Source organism: Streptomyces scopuliridis RB72 (genome assembly GCF_000718095.1).
In the GTDB taxonomy this organism is placed as follows: domain Bacteria; phylum Actinomycetota; class Actinomycetes; order Streptomycetales; family Streptomycetaceae; genus Streptomyces; species Streptomyces scopuliridis.
Genome location: NZ_JOEI01000034.1, coordinates 22519 through 48076, shown reverse-complemented (window position 1 = coordinate 48076; position 25558 = coordinate 22519). Strand labels below are relative to the sequence as shown.

The 25558-nt window shown below is 69.5% G+C and carries 24 protein-coding genes and 1 pseudogene; 14 read left to right on the top strand and 11 right to left on the bottom strand.

The window, feature by feature from the left end; translation table 11 throughout:
• Positions 1-31: 31 nt before the first annotated feature.
• Entirely contained in the window at positions 32-1123 is a 1092-nt protein-coding gene (locus IF11_RS0132515) for an ArsR/SmtB family transcription factor (protein ID WP_030355382.1), read from the bottom strand.
• Between the two features lie 479 nt (positions 1124-1602).
• Positions 1603-1992 carry a winged helix-turn-helix transcriptional regulator gene (locus IF11_RS0132505; RefSeq protein ID WP_030355381.1) on the bottom strand — a complete coding sequence of 130 codons (390 nt, stop codon included), beginning with the start codon at positions 1990-1992 and terminating at the stop codon, positions 1603-1605.
• A 122-nt stretch (positions 1993-2114) separates the two neighbouring features.
• Here IF11_RS0132505 and IF11_RS0132500 point away from each other — a divergent pair, with 122 nt between their 5' ends.
• Entirely contained in the window at positions 2115-2945 is an 831-nt protein-coding gene (locus IF11_RS0132500) for an enoyl-CoA hydratase/isomerase family protein (RefSeq protein WP_030355380.1), read from the top strand.
• Positions 2946-3089: 144 nt separating this feature from the next.
• Here the strand turns inward: IF11_RS0132500 and IF11_RS39620 are convergent.
• A pseudogene (locus IF11_RS39620) lies at positions 3090-3239 on the bottom strand (ATP-binding protein); the annotation flags it as partial.
• Between the two features lie 213 nt (positions 3240-3452).
• Between IF11_RS39620 and IF11_RS0132490 the strand changes: the two are divergent.
• Positions 3453-3779: a site-specific integrase gene (locus IF11_RS0132490; protein ID WP_240627593.1), complete on the top strand. Its 327-nt coding sequence runs from the start codon at positions 3453-3455 to the stop codon at positions 3777-3779.
• A 140-nt stretch (positions 3780-3919) separates the two neighbouring features.
• Here the strand turns inward: IF11_RS0132490 and IF11_RS0132485 are convergent, their stop codons facing one another.
• A complete protein-coding gene (locus IF11_RS0132485; RefSeq protein ID WP_030355378.1) occupies positions 3920-5125 on the bottom strand; it encodes a glycosyltransferase in 1206 nt (401 codons plus the stop codon).
• 293 nt (positions 5126-5418) lie between these two features.
• Here IF11_RS0132485 and IF11_RS0132480 point away from each other — a divergent pair, with 293 nt between their 5' ends.
• The gene (locus IF11_RS0132480) at positions 5419-6108 is read left to right on the top strand and encodes a glycosyltransferase family protein (RefSeq protein WP_106979308.1); all 690 of its coding nucleotides are present in this window, start codon (positions 5419-5421) and stop codon (positions 6106-6108) included.
• Between the two features lie 744 nt (positions 6109-6852).
• Here IF11_RS0132480 and IF11_RS0132470 read toward each other — a convergent pair.
• Complete coding sequence (locus IF11_RS0132470) at positions 6853-7482, bottom strand: TetR/AcrR family transcriptional regulator (protein ID WP_030355376.1); 630 nt, start codon at positions 7480-7482, stop codon at positions 6853-6855.
• 233 nt (positions 7483-7715) lie between these two features.
• Between IF11_RS0132470 and IF11_RS0132465 the strand changes: the two genes are divergently transcribed.
• The 9 genes from IF11_RS0132465 to IF11_RS0132425 all read left to right on the top strand — a co-directional run bounded on the left by IF11_RS0132465 (position 7716) and on the right by IF11_RS0132425 (position 15551).
• Positions 7716-8921 (top strand): cytochrome P450, encoded by a 1206-nt coding sequence (locus IF11_RS0132465; RefSeq protein WP_030355375.1) that lies wholly within the window; start codon positions 7716-7718, stop codon positions 8919-8921.
• 126 nt (positions 8922-9047) lie between these two features.
• A complete protein-coding gene (locus IF11_RS37185; RefSeq protein WP_030355374.1) occupies positions 9048-9335 on the top strand; it encodes a hypothetical protein in 288 nt (95 codons plus the stop codon).
• 64 nt (positions 9336-9399) lie between these two features.
• A complete protein-coding gene (locus IF11_RS0132455) occupies positions 9400-10626 on the top strand; it encodes a cytochrome P450 (protein WP_030355373.1) in 1227 nt (408 codons plus the stop codon).
• Positions 10627-10692: 66 nt separating this feature from the next.
• Entirely contained in the window at positions 10693-10890 is a 198-nt protein-coding gene (locus IF11_RS0132450) for a ferredoxin (protein ID WP_030355372.1), read from the top strand.
• Positions 10887-12062, top strand: coding sequence for an NAD(P)/FAD-dependent oxidoreductase (locus IF11_RS0132445; RefSeq protein WP_206300616.1), 1176 nt, complete (start codon positions 10887-10889; stop codon positions 12060-12062). Before IF11_RS0132450 ends, IF11_RS0132445 begins: the two co-directional genes overlap by 4 nt.
• Positions 12063-12244: 182 nt before the next feature.
• On the top strand, positions 12245-12433 hold the full coding sequence (locus IF11_RS38010) for a hypothetical protein (RefSeq protein ID WP_051746409.1): 189 nt from the start codon (positions 12245-12247) through the stop codon (positions 12431-12433).
• Between the two features lie 315 nt (positions 12434-12748).
• A complete protein-coding gene (locus tag IF11_RS38005; RefSeq protein ID WP_051746408.1) occupies positions 12749-12937 on the top strand; it encodes a hypothetical protein in 189 nt (62 codons plus the stop codon).
• Positions 12938-13182: 245 nt separating this feature from the next.
• Positions 13183-13863 (top strand): DedA family protein, encoded by a 681-nt coding sequence (locus tag IF11_RS0132435; RefSeq protein WP_063759272.1) that lies wholly within the window; start codon positions 13183-13185, stop codon positions 13861-13863.
• A 215-nt stretch (positions 13864-14078) separates the two neighbouring features.
• Positions 14079-15551, top strand: coding sequence for an MFS transporter (locus tag IF11_RS0132425; RefSeq protein ID WP_037729151.1), 1473 nt, complete (start codon positions 14079-14081; stop codon positions 15549-15551).
• A 55-nt stretch (positions 15552-15606) separates the two neighbouring features.
• Here the strand turns inward: IF11_RS0132425 and IF11_RS0132420 are convergent, their stop codons facing one another.
• Together IF11_RS0132420 and IF11_RS0132415 are read right to left on the bottom strand one after the other, a co-directional pair.
• Positions 15607-16257, bottom strand: a complete 651-nt coding sequence (locus IF11_RS0132420) for a response regulator (RefSeq protein ID WP_030355368.1) — start codon at positions 16255-16257, stop codon at positions 15607-15609.
• On the bottom strand, positions 16254-17405 hold the full coding sequence (locus IF11_RS0132415) for a sensor histidine kinase (RefSeq protein WP_030355367.1): 1152 nt from the start codon (positions 17403-17405) through the stop codon (positions 16254-16256). Before IF11_RS0132415 ends, IF11_RS0132420 begins: the two co-directional genes overlap by 4 nt.
• 132 nt (positions 17406-17537) lie before the next feature.
• Between IF11_RS0132415 and IF11_RS0132410 the strand changes: the two genes are divergently transcribed.
• Positions 17538-18263, top strand: a complete 726-nt coding sequence (locus tag IF11_RS0132410; protein ID WP_030355366.1) for a class I SAM-dependent methyltransferase — start codon at positions 17538-17540, stop codon at positions 18261-18263.
• Positions 18260-18937, top strand: coding sequence for a DedA family protein (locus IF11_RS0132405; RefSeq protein WP_030355365.1), 678 nt, complete (start codon positions 18260-18262; stop codon positions 18935-18937). The genes IF11_RS0132410 and IF11_RS0132405 overlap by 4 nt, the downstream gene beginning before the upstream one ends.
• Here IF11_RS0132405 and IF11_RS0132400 read toward each other — a convergent pair.
• The 4 genes from IF11_RS0132400 to IF11_RS0132385 all read right to left on the bottom strand — a co-directional run bounded on the left by IF11_RS0132400 (position 18907) and on the right by IF11_RS0132385 (position 25008).
• Positions 18907-19563 carry a response regulator gene (locus IF11_RS0132400; protein WP_030355364.1) on the bottom strand — a complete coding sequence of 219 codons (657 nt, stop codon included), beginning with the start codon at positions 19561-19563 and terminating at the stop codon, positions 18907-18909. The genes IF11_RS0132405 and IF11_RS0132400 overlap by 31 nt on opposite strands.
• Positions 19560-20792 (bottom strand): sensor histidine kinase, encoded by a 1233-nt coding sequence (locus tag IF11_RS0132395; RefSeq protein WP_240627592.1) that lies wholly within the window; start codon positions 20790-20792, stop codon positions 19560-19562. The genes IF11_RS0132400 and IF11_RS0132395 overlap by 4 nt, the downstream gene beginning before the upstream one ends.
• A 329-nt stretch (positions 20793-21121) precedes the next feature.
• Positions 21122-22420: a sensor histidine kinase gene (locus tag IF11_RS0132390; protein ID WP_030355362.1), complete on the bottom strand. Its 1299-nt coding sequence runs from the start codon at positions 22418-22420 to the stop codon at positions 21122-21124.
• A 137-nt stretch (positions 22421-22557) separates the two neighbouring features.
• Entirely contained in the window at positions 22558-25008 is a 2451-nt protein-coding gene (locus IF11_RS0132385; protein WP_030355361.1) for an MMPL family transporter, read from the bottom strand.
• Positions 25009-25558: the final 550 nt, after the last annotated feature.

The following is a 25558-nucleotide window of genomic DNA, read 5'->3' as shown; positions in this document are numbered from 1 at the left end:
CTCCGCCACGCAGGCCGACCGGCCGCGCGGCTCAGCGCATGATGGTCGCCAGCACGTCCTGTCCCAGCCGGAGCAGCGTGCCGGTGGCCAGCCGGTGATAGACGTACTTTCCGTCCCGCACCGACTCGATCAGCCCGGCGTCCCGCAGCTGCCGCAGACTGCGGGAAACCTGGGACTCGGCCATGCCGAGCCGCCGGGCCAGCTCTGACGTGGTGATCGGCTCACCGAGAAGATGCCGGCACAGCTCCATCCGGCTCGGCGAGGCCAGCGCGGTGAGCCGCTCGTGCAGCTGCCGCAGCGAGATCTGCTCCGAGGCACGGTCCCCGAGCGCCGCGAACTGCACGATCACCGGATATCCGGCCTCGTCCTTGACGGTCAGATGCGGCCACCCGTGCACGGAGGGGATGAGGAACAGCGGCCGTGGCCCGATCCGGATCTCGGCGATCATGAGCTTGTCGAAGCGGACCCGGGCCATGTCCTTGGAGACCACGGCGGTGGGGCTGAGCTGCGCGAGCACCTCGGTGGGTTCCCGCTGCCGCAACTCGGCGCGGAGCCGAACGACCGACGGCTGGGTCCGCTCGTACACGGCCTCCCACAGACTCTCGAAGAACGCGCCGTGGCAGCCGTGCAGGAAGTCGACAAGCCGTGTCCGGAGCTCGTCCGGCGCGGTCACCAGTTCATGGGCCAGGGCGCCGCGCCGGAACGCCCTGCGCTCACACTGCGCGACGAAGTCGCGCGCCGCCCCGCGGTCGCCCAGCAATGTGCCAGGGGCGGGGACAGCCTCGTGAAAGCCAAGAATCCCGGCTGCGCACAGGGCGACGAACTCCTCCTGCGGCAGCTTCTCCAAGAGGGACAGCTCGGTGTCGAAGGACTGGTCGAGCGGTGGTTTGAGCGGAAACAGCAGGCGGCAGCGGAGCCTTGCCCACAGCGGGGACAACGTGCTCATCTCGTTGGCCAGGGCTGTGTCGAGCACCGAGTGAAGCCGGCGCGTCCAGCCCCTGGCCTCCGGGTGGTGATCCGGCTCCGCGAGGATGTGCAGGATCGACATCAGCTCGGCCAGTGGCGACCGGCCGACATGAATCGCGTCAGGTTGGGCGCTGCGCAGGTCCAAGGTGATCCCCACCGGCGGGCACCTCCTTCCCGACAACGACCGACGTGGCCCGGACAGGGCCTCCGGCCCGTCCATTATCACCGGGACTCATGATCCCGGTGAGTGGGGCGCCGACGGCGGTGGCACCGTACCTCGATGGCAGCTGACCTCCACCCCCGGGCGTGCTGGCCCGGGCAGCCCTGTGCAAGGCCCAGGAGGACGTCTTCGCACGGAACGCCGCAGCGATGGTCTGCCGGGTGGCTTCATCGATGACGAGTGGCAACGTTTATGCACCGGTTCCGACGGCGGTTGATGATCAGCCCGACTCGGATTGTTGATGAGAAGTGATGGCACTGCCGGTTGCTTCCCGGCATCTACGCCACCACGGAACTGACGGTTCGGCCGGACGCGTTCGACCCGCACCTGGACGTCGCAGGTTTGGGGGACCCGGACGCCGAAGCGGTGCCCGGAGCGAGTCAGCTCAGGACGATGGGGTTCTCGGGCACGCCTTCTCAGCTCTGAACGCGTTGGTCATAGTCCATTTGGTGCGCCCGGATCTCGTCCGCGTGGTTGACCGTCCAGTCGTACAACCGGCCGAACGGCTCCCGCAGGGATTCGCCGAGCGGGGTGAGGGAGTACTCGACCCCGACCGGCGAGGTTGGCAGCACGCGGCGCACGACCATCCCGTTGCGTTCCAGGCGGCGCAGGGTCTGGGTCAGGACCCGCTGGGTCACGCCCTCAAGGCGGCGCTTGATCTCGTTGAACCGAGTGGGCTTGTCAAGGACTGCCATCACCATCATCGACCACTTGTCAGCGATCTGGTCGAGGATCGGGCGGCTGGGGCAGTCGGACCGGTAGACGATGTCGATGCCGGCGTCGCCGCCGGTTTCAGAAATGGCCATGTCGGTATCCTTCGCGATCCTTACGATGCCGAAAGTGCGTTATTGACGTCGGTCGCCCACCATCGCACTGTAAGTATGCATCAGGAACCTAGATGCATACCAGGTACCGATCGGAGATCTCCATGAACCACGACGCCTACGCGACCCTGCGGGTGAGCCTTGAGGACGGCATCGCCCGCGTCACCCTCGACAACCCACCGGTCAACGTCCTGAACGTCGCCCTGATGGCCGACCTCCGGCACCTGCTGACCGCGCTGAGGGACGACGACTCGGTTCGGGTGATCGTGTTCGACAGCGCCAATCCGGAGTTCTTCATAGCCCACGTCGACATGTCGCTCATCGACACGCCGGACGCCTTCGACAAGCTCGCGGCCGACCTTCCGGACGGCGTCAACGTCTTCCAGGCTCTGGGGGAGCTGCTTCGGCACCAGCCCCAGGTGACCATCGTCAAGCTTGCCGGGATGGCGCGCGGGGGAGGGGCGGAGTTCGTCACGGCTGCGGACATGGCGTTCGCGGCGATCGGTCGCGCCGGGATCGGCCAGATCGAGGCTCTCATGGGCATCGTCCCTGGTGGAGGGGGCACGCAGTACCTCGCCGGCCGGGTCGGCCGCAATCGCGCCCTGGAGGCGGTGCTGGGTGCCGACCTGTACGACGCCGAAACCGCAGAGCGCTACGGCTGGGTCAACCGGGCCGTCCCCGCTGACGAACTCGACGACTTCGTCGACCGCCTCGCCCGCAACATCGCAGCCCTGCCCGAGGGCGTGATCGCGGCGGCCAAGCGCGCCATCGTCCCCAAGGACCTGGCCGAGGGTCTCCTGCGGGAGCACGACGCCTGGGCGGGCCAGTTCGTTCGCCCCGCGGCCGAGCGTTTGATCCGCGGCGGGCTGGCCCACGGTGCCCAGACCCGCGACGGCGAGCGCGATCTGGAGGGCCTGCTCCGGGGACTGGCCTGATAGCCGGACGAGGGCCCACGTACTCACCGGTGTCCTGTCGACCGCGACAGCGTGCGGCTCGCCCACCTCATCGGATGCCAACGTGGTCGACCGTCACGTCGCCTCGTAGACCGCCGATGAGGTGGTGCGTGACCACCTGAGAGGTCAGCCGGCCTTCGCGGGCGCTTCGGCGCGGGCACGGGTGGTGGCAAGGCGGTAGGAGTCGGTGCCGGTCTCGATGATGGTGCCGTTGAAGGTGAGGCGGTCGACGATGACTGCGCAGAGCCGGGGGTCGGTGAAGGTCTTGGTCCAGCCAACTGGGGCCGGCACTTGTTCCCTGACAAGAGTTGCCGCTGCCACCTGACCGTATTCCGTTCCTGGAGTCCTCGTTGGTTCTCGTGGCAGCGGTCTGGTTTTGAAGGTGCTGCCTTGACCGTTCAGGTGCGAGGAAGGTGTGCCGGTGGCCGAGGCGAGGCTCCAGGTCATCGCGGGTGGGGCCATCCCGCAAGAACCCCTGTCGACGGACCCGTGGCAGTTCCAGGCCGGGTGGTCGGTGACCTGGCGGTCAGGGGCCGAGCGACGTCGACCATCCGCAACCGGCTCCGCTGTCTGATGGAACTCGAAGGACGCCCGGCAGCCGAGAGGTTCAGCCCGCATGCGCTGCGAAGAGCGTGCGCGACGCACAACGACGAACGGGGCGTCGGTCTCGTCGCGATCCAGCAGATGCTCGGTCACTGGACCGTCAGCTCGACCATGCGATATGTCCGGCCCTCCGCGACCTTCATCGAGGACGCCTATCAACGCGCGGTCGCCAGCACGTTGGCCGAGCTGACCGGGAAGGACACCACAGCATGACCGGGAAGGACACCACAGCATGAAGATCCAATGGCGGCTGCGGATGGCCGCCGCCCAGCGCGAGGTGTGGACCGGGACAGAACTGCGGCGGCTGCTGGCAGAGAAGGCCGGCCTGGAACTGTCCGCCGGACCGACCTCGCTCACCGGAGGGCGTCGACCAGCAGGCTCGCGGCCACCGCCGCTCCGTCGGTGCGGATCTTGGGGCCCAGCGCCTTTGCCCGCGCACGGGTCTCGGGCGCCAGGGCCGTCTTGAACGCGACGCTCAGGGACTCGACGGACGGAGCCGGACCGTCGAGTGCCGCACCGATGTCCAGGTCCGCCACCCGGCTTGCCCAATACGGGTTGTCCGACATCTGAGCAGCTACCACCACTTGCGGCACGCCCGCCCGGGCGGCCGTCGCTGTCGTGCCCGCGCCGCCATGATGTACCACTGCGGCCACCCTGCCGAACAGACGCTGTTGGTTGACCTCGCCGATGGCGAAGCAGTCGTCTCGGTCGTCGACCAGGCCCAGGTCCGCCCAGCCGCGGGAGACCAGTGTGCGGTGCCCTTGTGCGCGGAGCGCCTCGATGACCCCGCGGGCGATGGCCTGCGACGGGCGCATGCTGCCGAAACCCACGTAGACCGGCGGATCACCCGCCTCCAGGAACGTCACCAAGTCGGCGGGGAGCGGGCGTTCGTCTGCCAGGCTCCACGCGCCCGTCTGTATCACGTCGAGGCCCGGGGTCTCCCGCCACGGCCCCAGGGCCGGGTCCGCCGCCAGCCACGGCTGGTCGGTGAAGACGTGGTCGCGGACGTTGTCCACCGGTGGAAGACCGATCGATGCCCGCCGGCCGTTGAGCGTCTCGCCGAATTGGGCGTTCACGTTGTGGGCGTCCAGCTCCCACAGCGTCCGGTTGTCGTTCACCTCCGGCTCCGGCCAGCCCGGCCGTGGCGGCGGAGCATGGTGCGGCGACGGCAGGTGGACCGCCGCATAGCTCGCGTACACGTAGCGGATGCCCGCGACCTCGGCCACGGACCGCGCGGCTATCTGCGCCAGGCCGGCCGCCACCAGCGCGTCACATCCGTCGACCGCCGCAGGGAAGATGTCGAACTGTGTGTCAACCAGCTCCGTCCGGTACCGGGACAGCTCCGCCGCCGACGGCAGAGCCGTCCCGCGCATCAATTCCCGCACCGGTGGCCCGACAGGCACCAGTTGCACCCCGAGACCGGCCAGCCGCTCCGCGAACTCTTCGTCCGGCGGGGCGCACATCCGCACCTCCACACCGAGCGCCCGCAACCGCACCGCGAGTGCCACCAGCGGTTCGACATCGCCGCGCGTCCCGTATGTAGACAACAACACCCGCATTCTGCGCTCTCTTTCGTTCTGTCTTCCCGTGTCTTTCGGCCCGTGCCCGCCCAGCCTTCGAGCAGTGCCCATTGACGGCGATGCGTTGATCGTAGGGAATGTGCGGCAGCAGTGTAGGTCGCGTGGTGCTGAATGCGGCAGTGGTCCCCGAACGCGAAGGCGATGACCGAGTCGATTGACGCTGTATCTCGCATGGAGCCGTCCTCAGTGACTACGGTGAGCGCCAGCGTGCCTTCCAGGCCGGTTCCCGATCGTCAACACAACCTGAGAGCTGCTGAATGCATAGTTCGTCGGTGTTCGTCCCTGATGTTTCGGTCATATTGCCCTGCGCTGGATTCGGAACGCGCTTCAGCGCGCCCTACCCGAAGGAGCTGCATTGTCTGGCTCCTGGGGTCACGGTTCTGGACCGCAGCCTGGAGACCGTTGTCGAACTGGCTAAAAACGGACTCAACGTGCGCCTGGTCGTCGTATTCGGGACACACAAGTTGGAAACGGTGCGTTATCTCGCGCGCTACTCCGAGACCTTTCAAATGGTCTTTGTCTACCAGAACGAGTCGTTTGAACCGGGTCTCGACGGAGCGATCCGGTCTGCCCTGCCTATGACGCAAGGGCCGGTGGCGCTCGTCCTGCCTGACATCGTTGTTTCCGGCGCGGACAGTGCCGCCAGTCTCCTCGCCGCATTGCGGCACACAGAGGTGACGGGTTGGAGCGTCGTGGCCGCCGAAGAGCGGGATCCCGACATACTGCAGCAGATGGGCGCGTTGGCCGTGGTCGAGGCGGGCGGCATCTTGACGGTGGGGGCGGCCACCGACAAGCCGACGGATCCTTCGGGCTTCAACGCGTTCTGGGGCATAGTCGCCGCCACCGAGAACGAGGCGCACAGGTTACCCGACGTGGTGGGGAAGGGGGCGGACAGCCCACTGGCCGGTGCGGTCGCTCTCATGGTGGAAGGAATCGTCAACTACAACACTCCTGCGGGCTGACATCCCAGGCGCCGACGAACTCACCGGACTGAGCTTCACCATTCAGTCGCATCTCAAGCAGCCGTAATCCGGCGGCCCGGTCGTACGGCGGAACGCCGTACGACCGGACCTCTGCCGGACGGCTCACCGGCTCCCGCTTCCGGCATGGATGGACTCACCCTGGTCCAAGGCCCCTGCCTTCACGACCCGGCGCACGTTGACCATCTTGGTGTCCTGGCTCGGCGCCGATGCCCCGCTGCCGGAGTCCGACATCCGGGCGCTCGTAGATACCCGGCTGAAGGTCAGCGGACGACGGGTAACCCAGTTCCTTGAAGCCCGAGGGCTGCTGATTCCAGATCCCGAGTTCCGCCGAGACACGCATCAGACCCGGTTGGAGGCAGAGCTCGCCGCCCTGCCCGAGACGATCGCGCAGGAGCTGTCCGTCTGGATCAAGGTCGTGCGCGGAGAGGGCAAGTGGGAGCCCACCGGCCGGACCTACCGCAGTATCTTCCGCTACTTCCAGGTCCTCGGCGTTCACGTAGAAGGCCCGATCCACCCGGCCTGTGCGGCAATGCTGGCCTGCGTGCGATCCGCGTTGGCGCGGAGCTCCCGTAGCCGCAGCCCGAACGCCCGACGGTGGACCACAACGTCGGGAGTGGAAGCGGAGGCGCGGGAAGCATTCGGCATGGTCACTCGTGGCTCGCGCCCAAGGGCGAGGGTTCCTCCGTGCCAAGTCCCGCCGAAGGGCGCCGTTCGGCCCTCGCGTCAGATTGGCCAGTTTCTGGGTTGCGATGACGGCCGTAGCGGAACGGGCTCGGGAAGAGGAGTTGCCGCCGCCGGTGACATGCCGTCGAGGATGAGGGAGAGGTAGCGGCGCCAGCCTTCGCTGGCCGGGTCCATGGTCCACAGCAGACTGAAGAGCATGGCCATGATTCTGGGCAGGTCCTCCGGGACGAGGTCGGCGCGGATACGTCCGGCCTGCTGGGCACGCCGAGCGAGCAGGGTCAGCGATGTGTAGTACGGGCCGATCGCGTCCGAGATGACGGCGCCGGCTCTTCTCGCGGCGGCCAGAGTGTTGTGCTCTTGGGCGGCCAGCCCCATGGCGGCGTCGATGACGGAGGTGAGGGCACGTAGCGGGTCGTCATCGAGGAGCGCCTGTTCGATGGCGGGAGCGATGTACTCGGCGATGCCCTGCTCCAAGGCGGCCTTCGCGAGGACGGCCTTGTTGGGGAAACGCCGGTAGAGCGTTCTGCTGCCGACCCCTGCGTGTTGGGCGATCTCGTCCAACTGCGCGTCGGGCCCGCTCTCTGTGAAGACTTTGCGGGCGGAGCGCAGGATTCGCTCCACGTTGCGGGCCGCGTCGGTCCGCAGGAGTCGCTCGGGATCGGTGGCCACGAGAACAGGGTAACAAAGAGGCGGTTGACTGCCACTTGCATCAGGTGCACCATGGAACTGGCGGTCAGCTGCCAGTTCCTGCCGTACGTCGGTTCGCGGTGATCCGGTGAGTGGCGAACGCCGACCGCGGCGCGCTGCCCACGACGTGCGTAGTGCCTCTGCGTTCTTCCACGTCACGACGGCTCGCTCAGCAGTACCTCGGCGCCTTCCCCCACGACGCTCCAGGAGGTTCCATGTCCACCACGACCGACACCGATGACGCCATCGGTCTTCCCGAGTTCCCCGCTGACCGCGACGCACGCTGCCCTCTCGCCCCCGCCCCCGAGTACCGGGAGTGGCGTGAGACGGATGGTCTGCGCCGGGTGAACTTCAGGGGGCACGCCGCCTGGGCCGTGAGCCGGTACGAGGACGTCACGGCCGCGATGACGGATCCGCGGATCAGCGCGGAGGTCCCGATACAGCAGATCAGCATGGGCCCCGGCGCCCAGATGTTTCCCCGGATGGACGACCCCGAACACGCCCGGCTGCGCCGCATGCTGACCAAGGACTTCACGGTCAAGCGGGTCCAGGCCATGCGCCCGCGGATCGAGGAGATGGCGAACGAGTTCATCGACACCATGGTGGCCTCCGGCAGCCCCGCCGATCTGGTCCAGGCGTACGCGCTGCCCATTCCCTCCCTGGTGATCTCGATGCTGTTGGGGGTGCCCTACGACGACCACGCCTTCTTCCAGGACATCACCTCCGTCCTGATGAGCCGCACCGCCACGGATGAGGAGAGGCAGAAGGCAAGAGGGTCGCTCTTCGTCTATCTGCTCGACCTCATCGGGAAGAAGGAACGCGAACCGGACGACGCCCTGATCAGCCGCGTCGCGCGCGAGCACCTCCAGGAAGGGCAGCTGAGCCGCGAGACCTTGGCGGTGAACGGCTTCATCCTCCTCAACGCCGGGCACGAGACCACCGCGAACATGATCGCGCTGGGCACCCTCACGCTGCTGGAGAACCCGGACGCACTCGCGCGGATCCGCGACACGGACGACCCGAAGGTGGTCTCGGCCGCGGTGGAGGAGCTCCTGCGCCACCTCACGATCGTGCACAGCCTGGTCACCCGAGTGGCCAAGGAGGACATCGAGATCGGTGGCCAACTCGTCCGCGCCGGTGACCTCCTGGTCATGAACCTCTCGGCAGCCAACTGGGATCCCGGCTTCGTCAGCGACCCCGACCGCCTCGACATCGAGCGCGACGCCCGCGGACACGTGGCCTTCGGACACGGCGTGCACCAGTGCCTCGGACAGGTCCTGGCCCGTGCCGAACTTGAGATCGCCCTGCCCGTGCTCCTGCGCCGGCTACCCGGGCTGCGGCTCGCGGTGCCGCCGGAGGAGATCAGGTTCCGCAACGACATGAGCGTCTACGGCGTCCACGCGCTGCCGATCGCCTGGTGACGGACACGCCCCGGGCGCCCCGCCGCACCGCCGTCGCCCCGGTCGCCGCCACCCGCATTCTCGCGGGATCCCAGGGGGCGGATCGGCGGCACGGACGGCCGCCCCGCCGATCCGGCGGCCCTGGAGATGATGAACACCCTCACCCGCAGCCTCGACCCGGCGCTGGTCTCGCCCGTGGTCGCCTTCCCGGCCCACGAGGACTGCCCGGTGTCCGGTGAGGTCTACACCGCGGGTGCTGGACAGGTCGCGCGGTTCTTCGTCGGCCGGACGCGGAGCTACCACAACCCGGCACTGACGGCCGAGGACGTACGCGACCACCTCGACCGGATCCCGGACGAGACCGACTCCTTCGTCCCCGCGGACCCCGGCGTGGAGATGGCCCACCTGCTGCGGAGCATCACACACCACCCATGAGCAGGCGCTTTGCACGCCCTGCTCCGGCGGATCACTGCTCGTCCATACCCCCACAGGAGTAACCATGAGTACGGCGACCGACCAGACCCAGCCGAACGACGGCACCGAACTTCCCGACTTCCCTGGCACGCGTTCCCCTCGCTGCCCCTTCGACCCGCCCCCCGTACAGGCCGGTTGGCGGCGCGCCGACGGGCTGACCCAGGTGCGGCTGGGCAACGGCCACATCGCCTGGGCGGTCACCCGGTACGACGATGTCAAGCAGCTACTGGGCGATCCGCGGCTCAGTGCCGACGGACATCGCTACCCGCAGCTGATGGAGACCCAGCGGCACGGCCAGCCGCAGGCGTTCCCGCGGATGGACGACCCCGAGCACTCCCGCATCCGGCGCACCCTCACCGGCGAGTTCACGGTCAAGCGGGTCGAGGCTATGCGGCCGCACGTCCGGTCGCTGGTCAACCGGTTCCTGGAGGAGATGATCGCCGCAGGATCGCCGGCGGACCTGGTGCGCGCGTACGCGCTGCCGATTCCGTCCCTGGTGATCTCGTTGCTGCTCGGGGTGCCCTACGACGACCACACCTTCTTCCAGACACGCAGCGCCACGCTGATGCGCAAGGGAACCCCGCAGGAGGAGAGGCAAGCGGCGAGCGGTGAACTGTTCGGCTACCTCCTGGACCTGGTGAAGCGCAAGGAGCGCGAGCCGGGGGACGACCTCATCAGCCGGCTGATCACTGAGCGGGTGGTCACCGGAGAGCTCACTCATCACGACGTGGCCATGAACAGCATGGTCATCCTGCACGCAGGGCATGAGACCACGGCCAACATGATCGCGCTGGGGACGCTGGCCCTGCTGGAGAACCCCCGGCAGGCCGCCCGCATCCGGGACACCGATGATCCGAAGGTCGTCGCCGGCGCCGTCGAGGAGCTGCTGCGGTACCTGACGATCGCCCAGGACATGCTCGTCCGCGTGGCGACCGAGGACATCATCGTCGGGGATCACCTCGTGCGAGAGGGCGAGATGCTGGTCTCCGGTCTGCCCTCCGCCAACCGGGACGTCGTCTTCGAGACCGCCGACGCTCTGGACTTCGACCGCGACGCCCGCGGACACGTGGCCTTCGGACACGGCGTCCACCAGTGTCTCGGCCAGTCCCTCGCCCGCGTGGAACTGCAGGAGGCCCTGCCCGCGCTGCTGCGCAGGCTGCCGGACCTGCGTCTGGCCGTACCCCTGGAAGAGGTGCGTTTCCGGCACGACATGGTCGTCTACGGCGTGCACGAGCTGCCCGTCGCCTGGTAGCCGCAAGGCCGCCACTCCTGAAGCACCACTTCCTGAAGCCCCCCTGAAGAACCGAGGACAAGAACCATGCGTGTGGAGCTGGACGAACCGAAATGCGTCGCGGCCGGACAGTGTGTAGTGGTCGCCCCTGAGGTGTTCGACCAACGGGACGAGGACGGCGTCGCCGTGGTGCTGGAAGAGCATCCCGCGGCCGAACTCCTGGACAGCGTGCGGGAGGCCGTGGCCGTCTGCCCGGCCGCGGCGATCCGCCTGGCCGAGCTGTGAAACGGATCGTGATCGTCGGTGCCTCGGCCGCCGGGCTGGCGGCGGCCGAGACACTGCGCCGGGATGGCTACGACGGCACGCTGACCCTGGTCGGCGACGAACCCTCCCCGCCCTACGACCGGCCGCCGCTGTCCAAACAGGTCCTGTCCGGTCAGTGGGACGCCGACAGGACGGCTCTGCGGACTCCGGAGGACCTCGCCGCCCTCGGCCTCGACCTGCGGCTCGGCGTCGCCGCGGCCGGCCTCGACCCCGCCACGGGTCTGGTGCGGCTGGCGGACGGCTCGACGGTGCCGTACGACCGGCTGCTCATCGCGACCGGCGTACGGCCACGGCGCCTTCCCGGGGACCGTGTCGCCCACGTCCTGCGCACCCTCGATGACGCGCTCGCCCTGCGCGACCGGATAGGACCGGGACAGCGGCTGGTAGTGGTCGGGGCCGGATTCCTGGGGGCGGAGGCAGCGGCGGTGGCGTCGAAGCTGGGCGCTCAAGTGACCCTGCTGGAGCCGGCGCCGGTACCGCTGGCGCATGCGGTGGGCCGTGAGGTGGGGCAGGCGCTGGCACAGGCTCACCGGGAGCGGGGCGTGGAGCTGCGGTGCGGGGTCACCGTCACGGAGGTGACCGAGGACGGGGTGCGGCTGGCGGACGGCGAAGTCGTGGAGGGCGACGAGATCCTGGTCGCGATCGGCTCACTGCCGAACACCGACTGGCTGGCCGGCAGCGGTCTTACCGTCGACGACGGAGTGGTCTGCGACGAGTACTGCCAGGCCGCGCCGGACGTGTACGCGGCCGGGGACGTCGCCCGCTGGTACAACCCTCTGTTCGGCACCTCGATGCGGATCGAGCACCGCACCAACGCGGCCGAGCAGGGCATGGCCGCCGCCCGCAACCTGCTCGCCGCTCCCGGGGCACGCAAACCGTTCACGCCGGTGCCGTACTTCTGGTCCGACCAGTACGACATGAAGATCCAGGCGCACGGCTACTTGCGCGGCCATGATGAAGTCGCCGTCGTCGAAGGGGACTTGGCCGAGGACCGCTTCCTGGCCGCGTACCGCTCCGGCGACCGGATTACCGCAGCCCTCGCGGTCGGCATGCCGGCCAAGGTCGTCCGGCAATGGCGGCAGGTCATCGCCGTCCGCGCCGCCTGGCACGACGCCGTTCCGAATCGGCCGTAGGCGACACGCGTGTACGCGACGCAGGGCTGTGCAGCCCCGTAAGGCGCGCCCAGCCCTGTGACCGCCACAAGGTCCCCTTTTTCCGTATCGCCGTCCCCACCGGCTCCCCCACACGGAGGTCCTCTTCCATGTCCCCGCCCTGTCCCCCCACTGTCGAGGCGGGGAATTCCGTACCCCCACGAGTGACCACGGTCGTAGCGGTCCTCACGCTCGCCGGGACGGCGGTCGCGTTCGTACAAAGCTTGCTGTTCCCGATCGTTCCCCTCCCGCCCCGGTTGCTGGACGCCCCGTTGACGGAGACCGCCTGGGCGGTCACCGGCGCCCTGCTGTGCGCCGCCCTCGCCACCACCGGTGACGGGACGGCTCGGTGACATGCACGGCAAACGCCGCATGCCGCCGGCCCGGGGCGCCTTCATGGTGGGCGTCAGCATCATGCGGGACGTTCTGCCCGCGGACAGGCTCGCCACGTCCACCGCCGTGATGTACGGCTCCTTCGGCGCCGATGGTTCCCTGGGCCTTCCCATCGCCGCGCTCGTCGCCGAGAACCACCACGGGCACGTGCTGGGCCGCCGCTGCCCCCGGCACCGTCGTCGCCGTCCTCGTCGTACTGCTCGTGCCCGAGTCGAAGGTACGCACGGGCGGACGCTCCGACCTCACCGGTGCCGCCGGCCTGACACACCGGCCTGGTGTGCCTGCTGCTCCCTGCGTCCAAGGCCGAGGACTGGGGCTGGGCCGGCGCCACCACCCTGTTCGCCACGGCCGCGATCATCCCGCTCCTGTGGGGCTGGTTCCTGCTGCGCGTGATCCTCGCCCACCGCACCATCGACTTCGACGGCGTTACGCTGCCGCCCCGGAACGGCCCGCGCACGTCCTGACGATCGGTGGATGCCGCCGTCGTCTCCCTGGCCTGCGCGCCCTTCACCCCCGCCGGCGGTCGGACGCCAACTCCGCGGAAGTACCCGCGCCGGCGGGCCCGGCCGCGGGAACGCCCGCCACTGACGCCGAGTAGGGGCCATGGAGCAACGGCTCTCGGTCCAGCCCCCCTCACACACCCCTGCTTCCAGCACACTCACCATCCCCCTCTGCGCATATTGCTGTCGAAATCTCCCGGAGGAAACACATGATGCTGTACCTCGCCCAGACCACCGGCGAACCGACAGGGGGCGTGGCCGGCTGGGCCTTCGATGTGATCGACGCACTCGGCGGGCTGGGGGTCGGGGTGCTCACCGCCCTGGACAGCTTGGTTTTCGGGGCCCTCCCCGTCGACGTGCTGCTGCCGCTGATCGGGTACACCGCCAGCCAGGGCGCCATCAACATCGGCGTCGCCATCGTCTGCGCCGCCGCGGGAGTGGTCGCGGGCAGTCTCGTCCAGTACACGCTCGGCGCGCGGCTCGGCCGCGACCGCGCGCGAGCGCTGCTGGTGAAGGTCCCGGGCATCAAGCCGGAAAGCGTCGACCGCGCCGAGGCATGGTTCGCCCGGCACGGCGCCAAGGCGGTGTTGTTCGGCCGGATGCTGCCCGTCGTCCGTCCCCTCATCTCCATACCGGCCGGGGTCGAGCGGATGGCGCTGCCGAAGTTCGTGGTTCTCTCCTCGATCGGCAGCCTGATATGGAACGCCATGCTGCTGGGCTCCGGATACCTGCTCGGCGAGAACTGGCGCCGAGTGGTCGACATCATGGGTTACGTTCCGTATGTCTTCTTCGGTGCCCTCGCCGTGGGTGTCCCCCTCTTCCTCAGGCGCCGCAACCGACGCCGGAAGAACGCAGCGACCGCGAACATCGAAACGAACACATCCGGGTGAGGCGGCCGCGGGGAAGGAGGCACACGTACTGCCGTGCCGCGCCGAACCTCACTTCTGGTCCGACCAGTACGACTTGAGAATCCAGGCGTACGAATACCTGCGCGAACACGAGCAAGTGGCCTTCGTGGAGGGCGACTTGACCGAGCGCCAGTACGTGGTCGTGTAGCCCGTCGCGGCCGCTCTCCGCCCCGCACCAGACACACGGAGGCCCACCCATGTCCAGAACACACCCGCAGGCCGCCCGGACACAGGATTCCCCGCCACCGCGGCTGGACGCCATGGTGGCGGCCCTCACCCTCACCGGAATCATTGGCGCGTTGACGCAGACCCTGGTGATCCCGATCGTTCCCCTCCTGCCCCAACTGCTGGACGCCAAGGCTTCGGACACCGCCTGGGCCGTCACGGCCACGCTGCTGTGCGGCGCTGTCGCCACCCCCGTGGCGGGCCGGCTCGGCGACATGTACGGCAAGCGGCGCATGCTCCTGCTCGGCATCTGCCTAATGCTGGTGGGCTCGGTGATCTGCGCGCTGAGCGACTCCCTCGCTCCGATGATCGTCGGCCGGGCGTTGCAGGGCCTGGCGGCAGGCGTGGTGCCGCTGGGCGTGAGCATCATGCGTGAGGTACTGCCCGCCGAGAGACTGCCCGCGGCGATGTCGGCGATGGTCGGCTCCCTCGGCGTCGGCGCCGCCCTGGGCTTGCCCGTCTCCGCGGTCATAGTCGACAACTTCGACTGGCACGTACTGTTTTGGGTCTCCGCGGTCCTCAGCGCCGTCTCCGCCGGACTCGTCGTCCTGCTGGTGCCCGAGTCGAGGACGCGTACGGGTGGGCGCTTCGATCTGACGGGGGCGGCCGGCATGGCGCTGGGCCTGGTCTGCCTGCTGCTCGCGGTCTCCAAGGGCCAGGACTGGGGATGGGGAAGCGGCACGGTCCTCTCCCTGTTCGCCGTGGCCGTGATCGTGCTGCCGCTGTGGGGCTGGTTCCAACTGCGCACGCCGCAGCCCCTGGTGGACCTGCGCACCACCGCACGACCGCAGATACTGCTCACCAACCTCGCCGCGCTGGCGCTGGGCCTCGTCCTGTTCTCGATGAACATGGCGCTGCCGCAACTGCTCCAGATGCCTGAGGCCACCGGCTACGGTCTGGGCAAGTCCCTGATCGTCACCGGCCTGGTCATGGCTCCGCAGGGCCTGGTGATGATGGCGGTCTCTCCGTACGGAGCGCGCATCACCAAGAGCAAGGGGCCGAAGGTGACCCTCATGATCGGGTCCGCGATCGTGGCAGTGGGCTACCTCATCACCATGGTGATGATGTCCGGGGTCTGGCAGGTCATCGTGGCCTCCTGCATCGTGGCGACCGGAGTGGGCTTCGCCTACGGCGCGCTGCCCGCGCTGATCATGGAAGCCGTGCCGGTGTCCGAGACCGCCGCCGCCAACGGCCTCAACGCGCTCATGCGCTCCATCGGCACGACCGTCTCCAGCGCCGTCGCCGGTCTGATCCTGGCCCACATGACCACCGACTTCCACGGCGTGCACATCCCGACGGAGAACGGCCTGCGGGCCGTCCTGGCCCTGGGCGCCGGCGCCGGTGTCCTCACCTTCACCTTCGCGAGCCTCATCCCTCGCAGAGCTCCGACGGAGGTCCCTGCCCCGGCGGAGTCGGCCGCCGCGAAGGCCGCGGGGGCAGAGTAGGGCACCGCATCGAGGCTGTCGAACCTCGCCTTCCCTGTTTCCCGTCTACCGCTCGTCAGGCGGCGAGTCCCGCGTCGCGGGCCAGGAGGGCGGCCTGGACGCGGTTGGTGACTTCCAGCGCGGTCAGGACGCGGCTGACGTGGGCCTTGACGGTGCTCTCGCGCATGGCGAGGCGGGTGGCGATGTCGGCGTTGGTGTCGCCTTGGGCGAGCAGGGTGAGCACGTCGCGTTCGCGGGGGGTGAGCCGGTCCAGCCGGGCCTTGGCCGCGGTTGCTTCGGGCTGGTTGGTGGCGTGGTAGCGGTCGATGAGACGGCGGGCCGCGGTGGGGTGGAGCATGGCCGAGCCGGCGGCCACCAGGTGGACGGCGCGCAGGATTTCGGCTGGGTCGGTGTCCTTGAGGAGGAATCCGTCGGCTCCGGCGGCGAGGGCGTTGTAGACGTATTCGTCGAGGTCGAAGGTGGTCAGGGTGATCACCTTCGGGGGGTGGGGAAGGCTCCGCAGGCGGGTGGTGGCGGTGATGCCGTCCATGCGGGGCATGCGTACGTCGACGAGGGCGACGTCGATGCGGTGGGCGGTGGCCTGCTCGATGGCCTTCAGGCCGTCGGGGGCCTGGGCGACGACCTCGATGCCGGGGTCGCCGTCCAGGAGGTCGGTCAGGCCGAGGCGGACCAGTGCGTCGTCGTCGACGATCATGGTGCGGATCATGTGCGGGGGCCGTTCTGTTCGATGGCGGCGGGGTGGGGGATGCGGGCGGCGAGCCGCCAGGCGCCCGCGCCGGCCGGCCCGGCGTTCAGGTGGCCGCCGAGCGTGGTGACGCGTTCGCGCAGGCCGACGAGCCCGTAGCCGGAGCCGACGGTGTCCGTGCGGGGTGTACCAGAGGGGTTGGTGACCTCGACGAGTGTGGCCGGCGGCCCGTAGTCGATGCGTACGGTCACTGGAGCACCGTCGGCGTGCTTGCGGGCATTGGTCAGTGCTTCCTGGACGATGCGGTACAGGGCCAGACGGTGGGTGGTGGGAGCCTGCTCGGGAAGGCCATCGGTGGTCAGCTCGATGTGCTGGCCGGCGGCGCGGGCCTCGTCGGCCAGTTCCTCTACTTCCCTCACCATCGGCGTGAGGGCGGCGCTGGTCGGCGTGGCGTCGGGGTCGCGCAGCACGCCGAGAACGTCGCGCAGGTCGGCGAGGGCTTCGACGGACGTCGTGCGCAGCAGACCGAGTCGTTCGGCGACGGGTGCGGGCAGTGTGTCGCTCTTGGTGGCCAGGACACCGGTGTGCAGGGCGATCAGGCTGAGGCGGTGGGCCAGGACGTCGTGCATCTCGGCGGCGATACGGGACCGTTCCGCGACCCGTGCGGCCTCTTCGCGCAGCTGCGCCTCGATGCGCAGATGCTCCATTTCAGCGGCCAGTGCCTGGAGCAGACGCCGGCGGTTACCGAGCCACAGTCCGACGACGACGGCGAAGAGCAGCACGACCAGCGCGGACACATACCGCTGTTCGGCCCACAGCCGGGTTGCCGGGTAGCCGAGCAGATTGGCGCCCAGCGCCACGACGGCGCAGCCCACTGCCACCCGCATCCGGCGGGCCACGGACAGGTCGAACATGACGATTCCCAGCAGTGGCACCGTGAGCCATCCCCACCACACTGTGACCGCGGTGACCAGAAACGGGGCGAAAGGCCATGGCAGCCGCGGCACGAGCAGGGCCACCGCGCACACCACCACGGAGGCGATGACCGGGGCCAGGAGCTGACCGCCGCTGATCGATGCTCCGTTCACCGCAGCGGCCAGTGCGAGAAACGCCACGAGTCCTACGCGCCCGAAGGCCGCTGCCCACTTCGGGGCCCTGCTTCTGCTCACCTGGGCGATCCTAGGCAAACTCCCGCTCCCTTCCGTCTGACGATCGGCGATGTCCATCCCCTACTTTCGTAGGGGGACGCCGTCACCGAACGACAGATCCGCTGCCCGACGCGGCTTTCTAGCGTTATTTCCATGAACGACTGGACCACCTCCCACGACCGTGTCCTGCCGCAGCGCAACGCCGAAGGCTGGATGTTCCTGATCGAAGCGGCCCGTGATCTGCGCACCACGGGTGCCATAGCCCCCAGCGGCAAGGCTCTGGCCCGCGCGCTCACCGACCCCGTACGGGCTCAGGCGCCCCACCCGCTGGCAGTCCTGGAAGCCGGCGCCGGCACCGGCCCGGTCACCCGGGCCCTGATACCGCGGCTGTCCCGGGGCAGCCGCCTGGACATCGTCGAGGCCAACCCGCGCTTCGCCTCGCGACTGCGCCACCTCGTCACCACGCACCCGCACCTGACAGCCACGTCCGCGCAGGTGAACGTGCATCAGACCTACGTCGAGCAGCTCGACACCGACCAGCGGTACGACGTGATCGTCTCCGGGCTGCCCCTGACCAACTTCGCGCCCGTGCAGGTCGAGCGCATCATGGCCCGCTACATGGGACTCCTCCACCCCGGCGGCACGCTGACCTACTTCGCCTACCTCGGCACCCGCAAGGCCCGCGCCCTGACGGCATCGCGGGCCGAAGCCCGCCGCCACGCCGCCGTGGACGAGATCATGGCCGCCTACCAGCGCACCTACGCCACGGGCCGCTGGACGGTGTGGGCCAATCTTCCCCCCGCCTACGTCTGGCATCTGCAACGACCCCTCGTCCCCGCGGACCAGCCCACGCCGCAGTTCGACGGGACGAGGCGGTGAACGTGCTCTCCGACATCCTCGGCCACCTCCCGCCGGCCTCGGCGTACACCGTGGTGGCCGCTGCGGTCCTGGCCGAGTCGGTCCTTCTCGTCGGCGCCTTCGTCCCGACGCTGTCCCTGCTCCTGACCGCGGGCGCGCTGGCCCGTACCGGCCACGTCGACATTCTCCTCGTCATCGCAGTCGCAGCCGGCGCCGTGGTGGCGGGTGACTTCCTCGCCCACCGCACCGGCAGGTATCTCGGTGACCGGCTGCGCGGCGGCCACCTGGGCCGTCGCGTTCCGGATGCCGCGTGGGCCAGGGCCGAGACGCTGATGACGCGCCACGGCGGCCGAGCGGTCTTCGCGGCCCGCTTCCTGCCGGTGGTGCGCACCCTCGTCCCGCACACCGCGGGCGCCACCCGTCTGTCCTACCGGCGCATCGCTCCGTACAGCGTCGTCGCCGCTTGTGTGTGGGCCACAGCGGAAGCGGGTGTCGGATACGCCGCCGCGACCTCTCTCCAGCGCTTCCTCACGCTGGGCGGCCCTGCCCTCGCCCTGGTCGCTCTGATGGCGATCGGGGGCGCGCTGCTGTGGCGAAGAAGGCGCCGCCCGCCTGAAGCCGAGGGACAGGCGCCCGAGCCCGGTACAGAGTCTTCCGGTCATGTTCAGGCAGGTCTGACGAGGCCGGTGTCGTAGGCGAAGATCACGGCCTGGACCCGGTCCCGGACCCCGATCTTGGTGAGGATGCTGCTCACGTGTGACTTGACGGTGGACTCGGCGAGGGAGAAGCGTTCGGCGATCTCGGTGTTGCTCCAGCCGGTCGCGATGGCGGTGAGTACTTCGCGTTCGCGGTTGGTGAGGCGGGCCAGCTGCCGTTGCTGTTCGGGCGTGTGGCCCGGCAGACGGCTGCCGAAGGCGTCGATGAGCTTGCGGGTCAGACCAGGCGAGATGACGGCGTCTCCGGCGGCCACCGCGCGGATGCCGGCGACGAGTTCATCGGGCATGGCGTCTTTCAACAGGAACCCGGACGCTCCGGCGCGCAGGGCGTCATAGGCGTACTCGTCGAGGTCGAAGGTGGTCAGGACCAGGATGCGGGAGCGTCCGCCGGACTCGATGATGCGTCTGGTGGCCTCGATGCCGTCCATGCCGGGCATGCGAACGTCCATCAGGACGACATCGGGCTTCAGCTCGGCGGCCATGCGGACGGCTTCGGCGCCGTGGGTGGCTTCACCGATGAGGGTGAGGTCGGCGTGCTGTTCCAGGAGCATGCTGAAGCCGAGGCGTTGCAGGGCCTGGTCGTCGACGATGAGCACGGTGGTCATGCGCGGGGATTCTCCGTTGTGGTCGTGGTGACGGGCGGGGTGGTGAGGAGCCGGGCGTGGACGCTCCAGCCGCCCTCACGGTTGGGTCCGGCGGTGACCTGGCCCTGGTAGATGGCCGCGCGTTCGCGCATGCCGATCAGGCCGCGGCCGTTTCCGGTGCTCCGCCTTCGGGAGCGGGGTGCGCGGAGGGGGCCGGTGTCCTCGACGTCGACGTGGACCGTGCCGGGCCCGACGGCTATCCGGACGCTGATGGAGGTGTCGGCGGCGGCGTACTTGAGGGAGTTGGTGAGGGCTTCCTGGACGATGCGGTAGACGGCGAGCTGGAGGCCGGGGGTCGGCGCGGTGAGGTCGCCGTCGGTGCTCAAGGTGACACTCGGTCCAGCGGCGCGGACGCGTTCGATCAGCGGATCGAGGTCGGCCAGGCCGGGCTGCGGGGCGAGTGGGGCATCGTGCGGCCGGTCGTTGTCATCGCCGACGACGGCGAGGAGCCGGCGCAGTTCGGTAAGCGCGCCGCGGCCGCTGTCGGCGATGATCCGTAGGGTCTCGGCACCGCGTTGCGGCTTTGTCTCGGTCAGGCCCGCGGCGCCGTCGGCAAGGCCGACGATCACGGCGAGGGTGTGCCCCAGGATGTCGTGCATCTCCTTCGAGACGCGGGCGCGTTCCTGGGCGACGGCGAGGCGGGCCTGCTGGTCCTTCTCCTTCTGCAGGGCGGCGATGACGACGTTGACCAGGCGGGTGGCCAGGCCGAGCCCGGCGATGGCCGTCACCGTCACCAACCCCAGCAGCAAGACCGGTTCCGGGCGTACGGCGTATCCCGACTGCCCGTCGCTCCAGAACGTGGCGGCCCAGGCGACCAGCTGCGCCAGAGCGACGGCGACGGCGATGAGCAGTTGGCGGGGAGTGCCGAAACGGCCCACGTTGAACAGGGCCACGATGCGGGCGACGTCGGCGCTGGCGTCGGCCCCGTGGAGGGACCCCGCATAGGCCGTCAGCGCGGCGGTGGCAGTGGTGAGTGCGAAGACCAGCATGGGCCGGCGCTCCCGCCACAGCAGGGGAACGGTCAGAGCGACGGTGAGGACCAGCACTTCGGCGACCCCGGAATCGCCGGGGGGATTGAGTACGGACGGCAGACCCAGGGCGGCGCAGAACAGCGGTACACCCCACTGCCGTACCCGAGGGTGGGCCCGGTCCGCCCACCGCCAGGAAGACAGCCGAGCGATGATCGACACAATCACACGCTGCTCAGCGTCGCTCGTCAGTGCCTCGGGCAGCTCGGGCCGGTCGGGAACGTGTCGACCGGGCCGGGAATCCTGTGGGGGCGTGGGGGTCAAGGTCTGGGCCCTTCGCGGTGCAGGCGAGCCGCTCGCCGGTCCCGGGGCAATGGAAACAGACGAGCGGCGACTGAAGGAGAGTGCCGACCGGCGCCGAGCGCTCTTCCCTGATCGTACGGTCGGCAAGGGCTCGGGGGCGATGGTCGTCCTGGCCTGGTCAGCGCCTGAGATCGAGGGAGCACCGGCTTCCGCCGTGGCGCAGGGGGCGTCGACGATGAGGACGGTGGTCACGCGGGGTGCTTCTTCCGGGAGTTGGCGGGCGGGTTGGGGATGAGGACGGCGTGGACGGTCCACCCGCCGTGAGGGTTGCGGCCGGCGGTGACCTCGCCCCGGTACAGAGCGGCGCGCTCACGCATACCGACCAGTCCCCGCCCGCTGCCCGTCCGGCCACGGCGTGCGTGGGTGCGGGGCGGGCCGGTGTCCTCCACGGTGATGCGTACGGTGTCGGGGTCGGCGGCGACGGAGACGTGGACCGAGGTGTCGGCGGCGGCGTACTTGACGGTGTTGGTCAGGGCCTCCTGGATGATGCGGTAGGCGGACAACTGGAGCCCAGGGGCCAGGCTGGTGAGGTCACCGTGCGCGTGCAGGGCGACGGTGGGGCCGGCGGCGCGGACCCGGTCGAGCAGCGCGTCGAGGTCGGCGAGGCCGGGCTGCGGGGCGAGCGGGGCGTCGTGCGGCCGGTCGTTGTCGTTGCCGATGACGGCGAGCAGGCGGCGCAGTTCGGCCAGGGCGTCGCGGCCGCTGGCGCTGATGATGCGGAGTGTCTGGGCGCCGCGTTCGGGCTTGGTCTCGGCGAGCCCGGCGGCGCCGTCGGCGAGGCCGACCATGACGGCGAGGGTGTGGCCGAGGATGTCATGCATCTCGCGGGAGACACGGGCGCGTTCCTGCGCCGTGGCGAGACGGGCCTGCTGGTCGCGTTGCTTCTTCAGGGCGTCGATGTAGGCGTAGGCCAGCCGCAGGAGCAGGCCGAGTGCCGCGAACGCCACCACGGCGGTCATCGCCAGCAACGTCACGGGCTCCGGACGCGTGACGTACTCCAACTGGTGTCCGCGCCAGAAGAAGTAGGCCCATGCGACGAGTTGGACGAGGGTGACGCCGGTGGCGGCGGCCAGCAGGCGCGGGGGGCAGTGACGGCCGACATTGAACAGGGCGACCATCCGGGCGAATTCGGCGCCGGTCAGCACACCCAGGGGGAGAGACACGATGGAAACGGCCGTGGTGAGGGCGAAGACCAGCATGGGGCGTCGTTCCCGCCACAGCAGCGGGAGGCAGAAGGCGAGGATGATCGGCAGCTGGGGGTCGCTGACGTTGTAAGGGTTGAGGTAGGCGTCGCTGCCGCCCGCGAAGCACAAGACCGGGACACCCCACCTCCTGACCCAGGGACGGGCCCGGTCGGCCCGCCGCCACGAGGCGAGCCGCGACATGACCGAGACGATCACGCGCTGCTCGGGATCGTTCGTCAGGGCCTGAAGGAACTGGCGCTCGTCGGGGCGTGGGCCGGGAGCGGGCGCGTTCGGTGCGGTCACGGATAGGCCCTTCGCGGTGTCGAGACCGCCCGCCGGCCCGGGGGGACCGGGCCGGCGGGCGGGGCAGGAGAGACGGCCGGTGAGAGTCGGCCGCCATGTCAGGAGCCGTGCGGAAGCCGGTGCTGCGGCTCCGTGCGTCAACGCCTGCGGATCGGGTTCTTCAGCAGCTTCCTGCGTGCCGGTGCCTCCGGCTCCGTCGAGTCGGCAGGAGCGGTGGCGTCGCCGCCCCGTGCGAGGCGCTGCTTGAACCTGGACAGTCCTCGTGCCTTCCCGGGGGCCCGCTGGGCAGGTGCCGGCGTGTCCGTGTCGCCAGAAGCGTGGACGTCGGTGAAGGCGCGGGGGGTGCCGTGGCCGTCCGAGCCCGCGTGGACCCCAGCGGCGACACCGGCGAGTACGGGTTCAGGCGCGGAGACCGTCTGCTCGGCTTCGAGCGCGTGGCGCAGTTTCTCGCCCTCGACATCCACGTCGGGCAGGATTCGGTCCAGCCACTTCGGCAAGGCCCAGGAGCGGTGGCCGAGCAGGGCCATCACCGCGGGGACGATCGTCATCCGGACGACGAAGGCGTCGATGAACACGGCGGCGGCGAGCCCCAGGCCGATGGACTTGATCAGCACCTCGTTGTCGAGGAGGAATCCGGAGAAGACGGAGACCATGATGACCGCGGCCGCGGTGACCACCCGGCCGCTGTGCCGGAAGCCCTCCACGATGGCCTGCGTGGGGTCGGCGCCGTGGACGTACTCCTCCCTCATGCGGGAGACGAGGAAGACCTCGTAGTCCATGGCGAGTCCGAACACGACGCCGATCAGCACGATGGGCAGCAGGCTCACGATGGGGCCGGTCTGGTCGACGCCGAAGAGGTCCTTCAGCCAGCCCCACTGGAAGACAGCGACCACGACTCCGAGGGTGGAGGCCACGCTGAGCAGGAAGCCGAGGGCGGCCTTGAGCGGGATCACGATCGACCGGAAGACCAGCAGGAGCAGGACCAGGGCCAGGCCCACGACGATGGCCAGGTAGGGCACAAGGGCCTGGGAGAGCTTGGTGCTGACGTCGATGTTGACGGCGGTCAGGCCGGTGACCATCAGGTCGGCGCCGGTGTCCTGGTGCAGGGCGGCGCTGTGGTCGCGGATCTCGCCCACGAGGACCTTGGTGGCTTCACTGGTGGGGGCGCTCTTGGGGACGACACCGAGCAGGGCCACATCGCCCGCCTCGTTGAAGGAAGGGGGGCGAACGGTGGCGGCGTCATCCAGCTTGCCCAGCATGGCGTACGCGTCCTGGGCAGCGGCCTTGGGACTGTCGCTGCCCCGGGCGTCGACGACCACGGTGAGCGGGCCGTTGAAGCCCGGCCCGAACCCCTCGCTGAGGGTGTCGTAGGCGATGCGCTGGGTGCTGCCGGGGGGCTTTCCGGAGTCGTCGTTCAGGGCCATCCGCAGGGACATCGCGGGGATGGCCAGCAGGGCCAGGCTGGCCATCGAGACCGCGAGTACCTTGACCGGGTTGCGGGTGACGAACCTCGCCCAGCGCACGCCCATCGACTCGCCCTCGCCGCGCTCCAGCGCCTTCATGCGGCGGGTCAGCATCTTGCTCTTCGTGATCCGCATCCCGGCGAAGCCGAGCATGGCGGGCAGCAGGGTCAGTGCGATGATCACGGCGACGGCGACGGCGAAGGCCGAGGCCAGACCCATGGAGGTGAGCATGCCGATGCCGATGACGCTCAGGCCGCTCAGCGCGACGATCACGGTCAGACCGGCGAAAACGACCGCCGACCCGGCGGTGCCCAGGGCCCGTCCGCACGCTTCCTCGGGATCGTGGCCGTCGCGGATCTCGTTGCGGTAGCGGGAGACGATGAACAGGGCGTAGTCGATGGCGACGGCCAGGCCCAGCATCAGCGCCAGGGTCGTGGAGGCCGAGGCCAGGTCGAAGAAGTGCGTGGCGAGCGTGACCGACAGGACGGCCGCGGCCACCCCGAGGATCGCGGTGAGCAGGGGCAGTCCGGCCGCGATCAGCGAACCGAAGGTGATCACCAGGACGACGGCGGCGACCCCGACCCCGATCAGCTCCGCCGCCTTGCTCGCAGACTTGCCCTCGACGGCATTGCCGCCCAGGCTCACCTTCAGGCCGGCCTTCTCGCCCTGCGCGACGACGTCGGTCTGGACGGCGTGGGCCGCGCCGCTGACGTCGGCCTGGGCGACCTTGTAGGACACCTGGGCGTAAGCGATGGTGCCGGACTTGCTGACCAGGCCACTGGTGAAGGGGTCGGAGACGCCCGAGACCTGTGGCGACTTCGCCAGCTTCGCCACCAGGGACTCGACCTCGACCTTGTTGACGCCGGAGGTGAGCTTCTGCCCGCCGGGCGCCTCGAACACCACACGCGCCGTGGCGCCGTCGGCGGACGCCTGTGGGAACTCCTTCCGCAGCAGGTCGATCGCCCGCTGCGATTGCGTGCCCGGAACGCTCAGGGCCCCGGAGGATGTGCCGGGCGCACTCATGGCGCCGATGCCGATGGCGGCCAGGACGGCGACCCACAGCATCACGACGATGCGTCGTCGCCGGAACGACAGCCGGCCGAGCCGATAGAGGAAGGTGGCCACGGATTACTCCCACCAGGAGAAGAGATCATTGGGTGAGCTGGGCCTGACTGACCCGCGATCTCAAACCTAGGAGCGGTACCGGGCGACCATCCCGTACTGCGGAACCGAATCCGGTGGAGCCCATTAGTACCGCAGTACTACTCCCTGTCCTCCTCAAAGCCCGCCGGCCGGCGATGCCCTGATCGAAGAGAGACGATCCCCCCCGCGACCGCCTTCGGCTGCCGTCTTCGCCCGGGGCTGAAGGCTGTCCCATAACTGACCTTTGGCATGAGGGTGGTTGGTCGGGGTTGGGTCCTGGGCCCCACCGGTGGGGGTACGCCGCCAGGGCTGTGCCGTTCTGGCGGGCTGTCCGGTTTGATGACCTTATGTCCAAGGTGGTCAAGGGTCTGGTGGGTTGCGTGCGTGGTGGCGGAGGCCGTCGGCGATGCTTGTGCGGCCGGTGAGCCGGGGGCCGATGGCCCGGTTCCTGAGGGCGGCCATGGCTCGGGGTGAGGTGCGGTTCCGGTCCTCACTCGGGAGGCGTCTTCTCCGTAGGTACGGACCCGGATCG

Bases quoted from the DNA above. Each gene is read 5' to 3' on its own strand.
- IF11_RS0132505 (WP_030355381.1), bottom strand. From the start codon at position 1,992: ATGGCCATTTCTGAAACCGGCGGCGACGCCGGCATCGACATCGTCTAC.
- IF11_RS0132500 (WP_030355380.1), top strand. From the start codon at position 2,115: ATGAACCACGACGCCTACGCGACCCTGCGGGTGAGCCTTGAGGACGGC.
- IF11_RS0132485 (WP_030355378.1), bottom strand. From the start codon at position 5,125: ATGCGGGTGTTGTTGTCTACATACGGGACGCGCGGCGATGTCGAACCG.
- IF11_RS0132465 (WP_030355375.1), top strand. From the start codon at position 7,716: ATGTCCACCACGACCGACACCGATGACGCCATCGGTCTTCCCGAGTTC.
- IF11_RS37185 (WP_030355374.1), top strand. From the start codon at position 9,048: ATGATGAACACCCTCACCCGCAGCCTCGACCCGGCGCTGGTCTCGCCC.
- IF11_RS0132455 (WP_030355373.1), top strand. From the start codon at position 9,400: ATGAGTACGGCGACCGACCAGACCCAGCCGAACGACGGCACCGAACTT.
- IF11_RS0132450 (WP_030355372.1), top strand. From the start codon at position 10,693: ATGCGTGTGGAGCTGGACGAACCGAAATGCGTCGCGGCCGGACAGTGT.
- IF11_RS0132435 (WP_063759272.1), top strand. From the start codon at position 13,183: ATGATGCTGTACCTCGCCCAGACCACCGGCGAACCGACAGGGGGCGTG.
- IF11_RS0132425 (WP_037729151.1), top strand. From the start codon at position 14,079: ATGTCCAGAACACACCCGCAGGCCGCCCGGACACAGGATTCCCCGCCA.
- IF11_RS0132420 (WP_030355368.1), bottom strand. From the start codon at position 16,257: ATGATCCGCACCATGATCGTCGACGACGACGCACTGGTCCGCCTCGGC.
- IF11_RS0132410 (WP_030355366.1), top strand. From the start codon at position 17,538: ATGAACGACTGGACCACCTCCCACGACCGTGTCCTGCCGCAGCGCAAC.
- IF11_RS0132400 (WP_030355364.1), bottom strand. From the start codon at position 19,563: ATGACCACCGTGCTCATCGTCGACGACCAGGCCCTGCAACGCCTCGGC.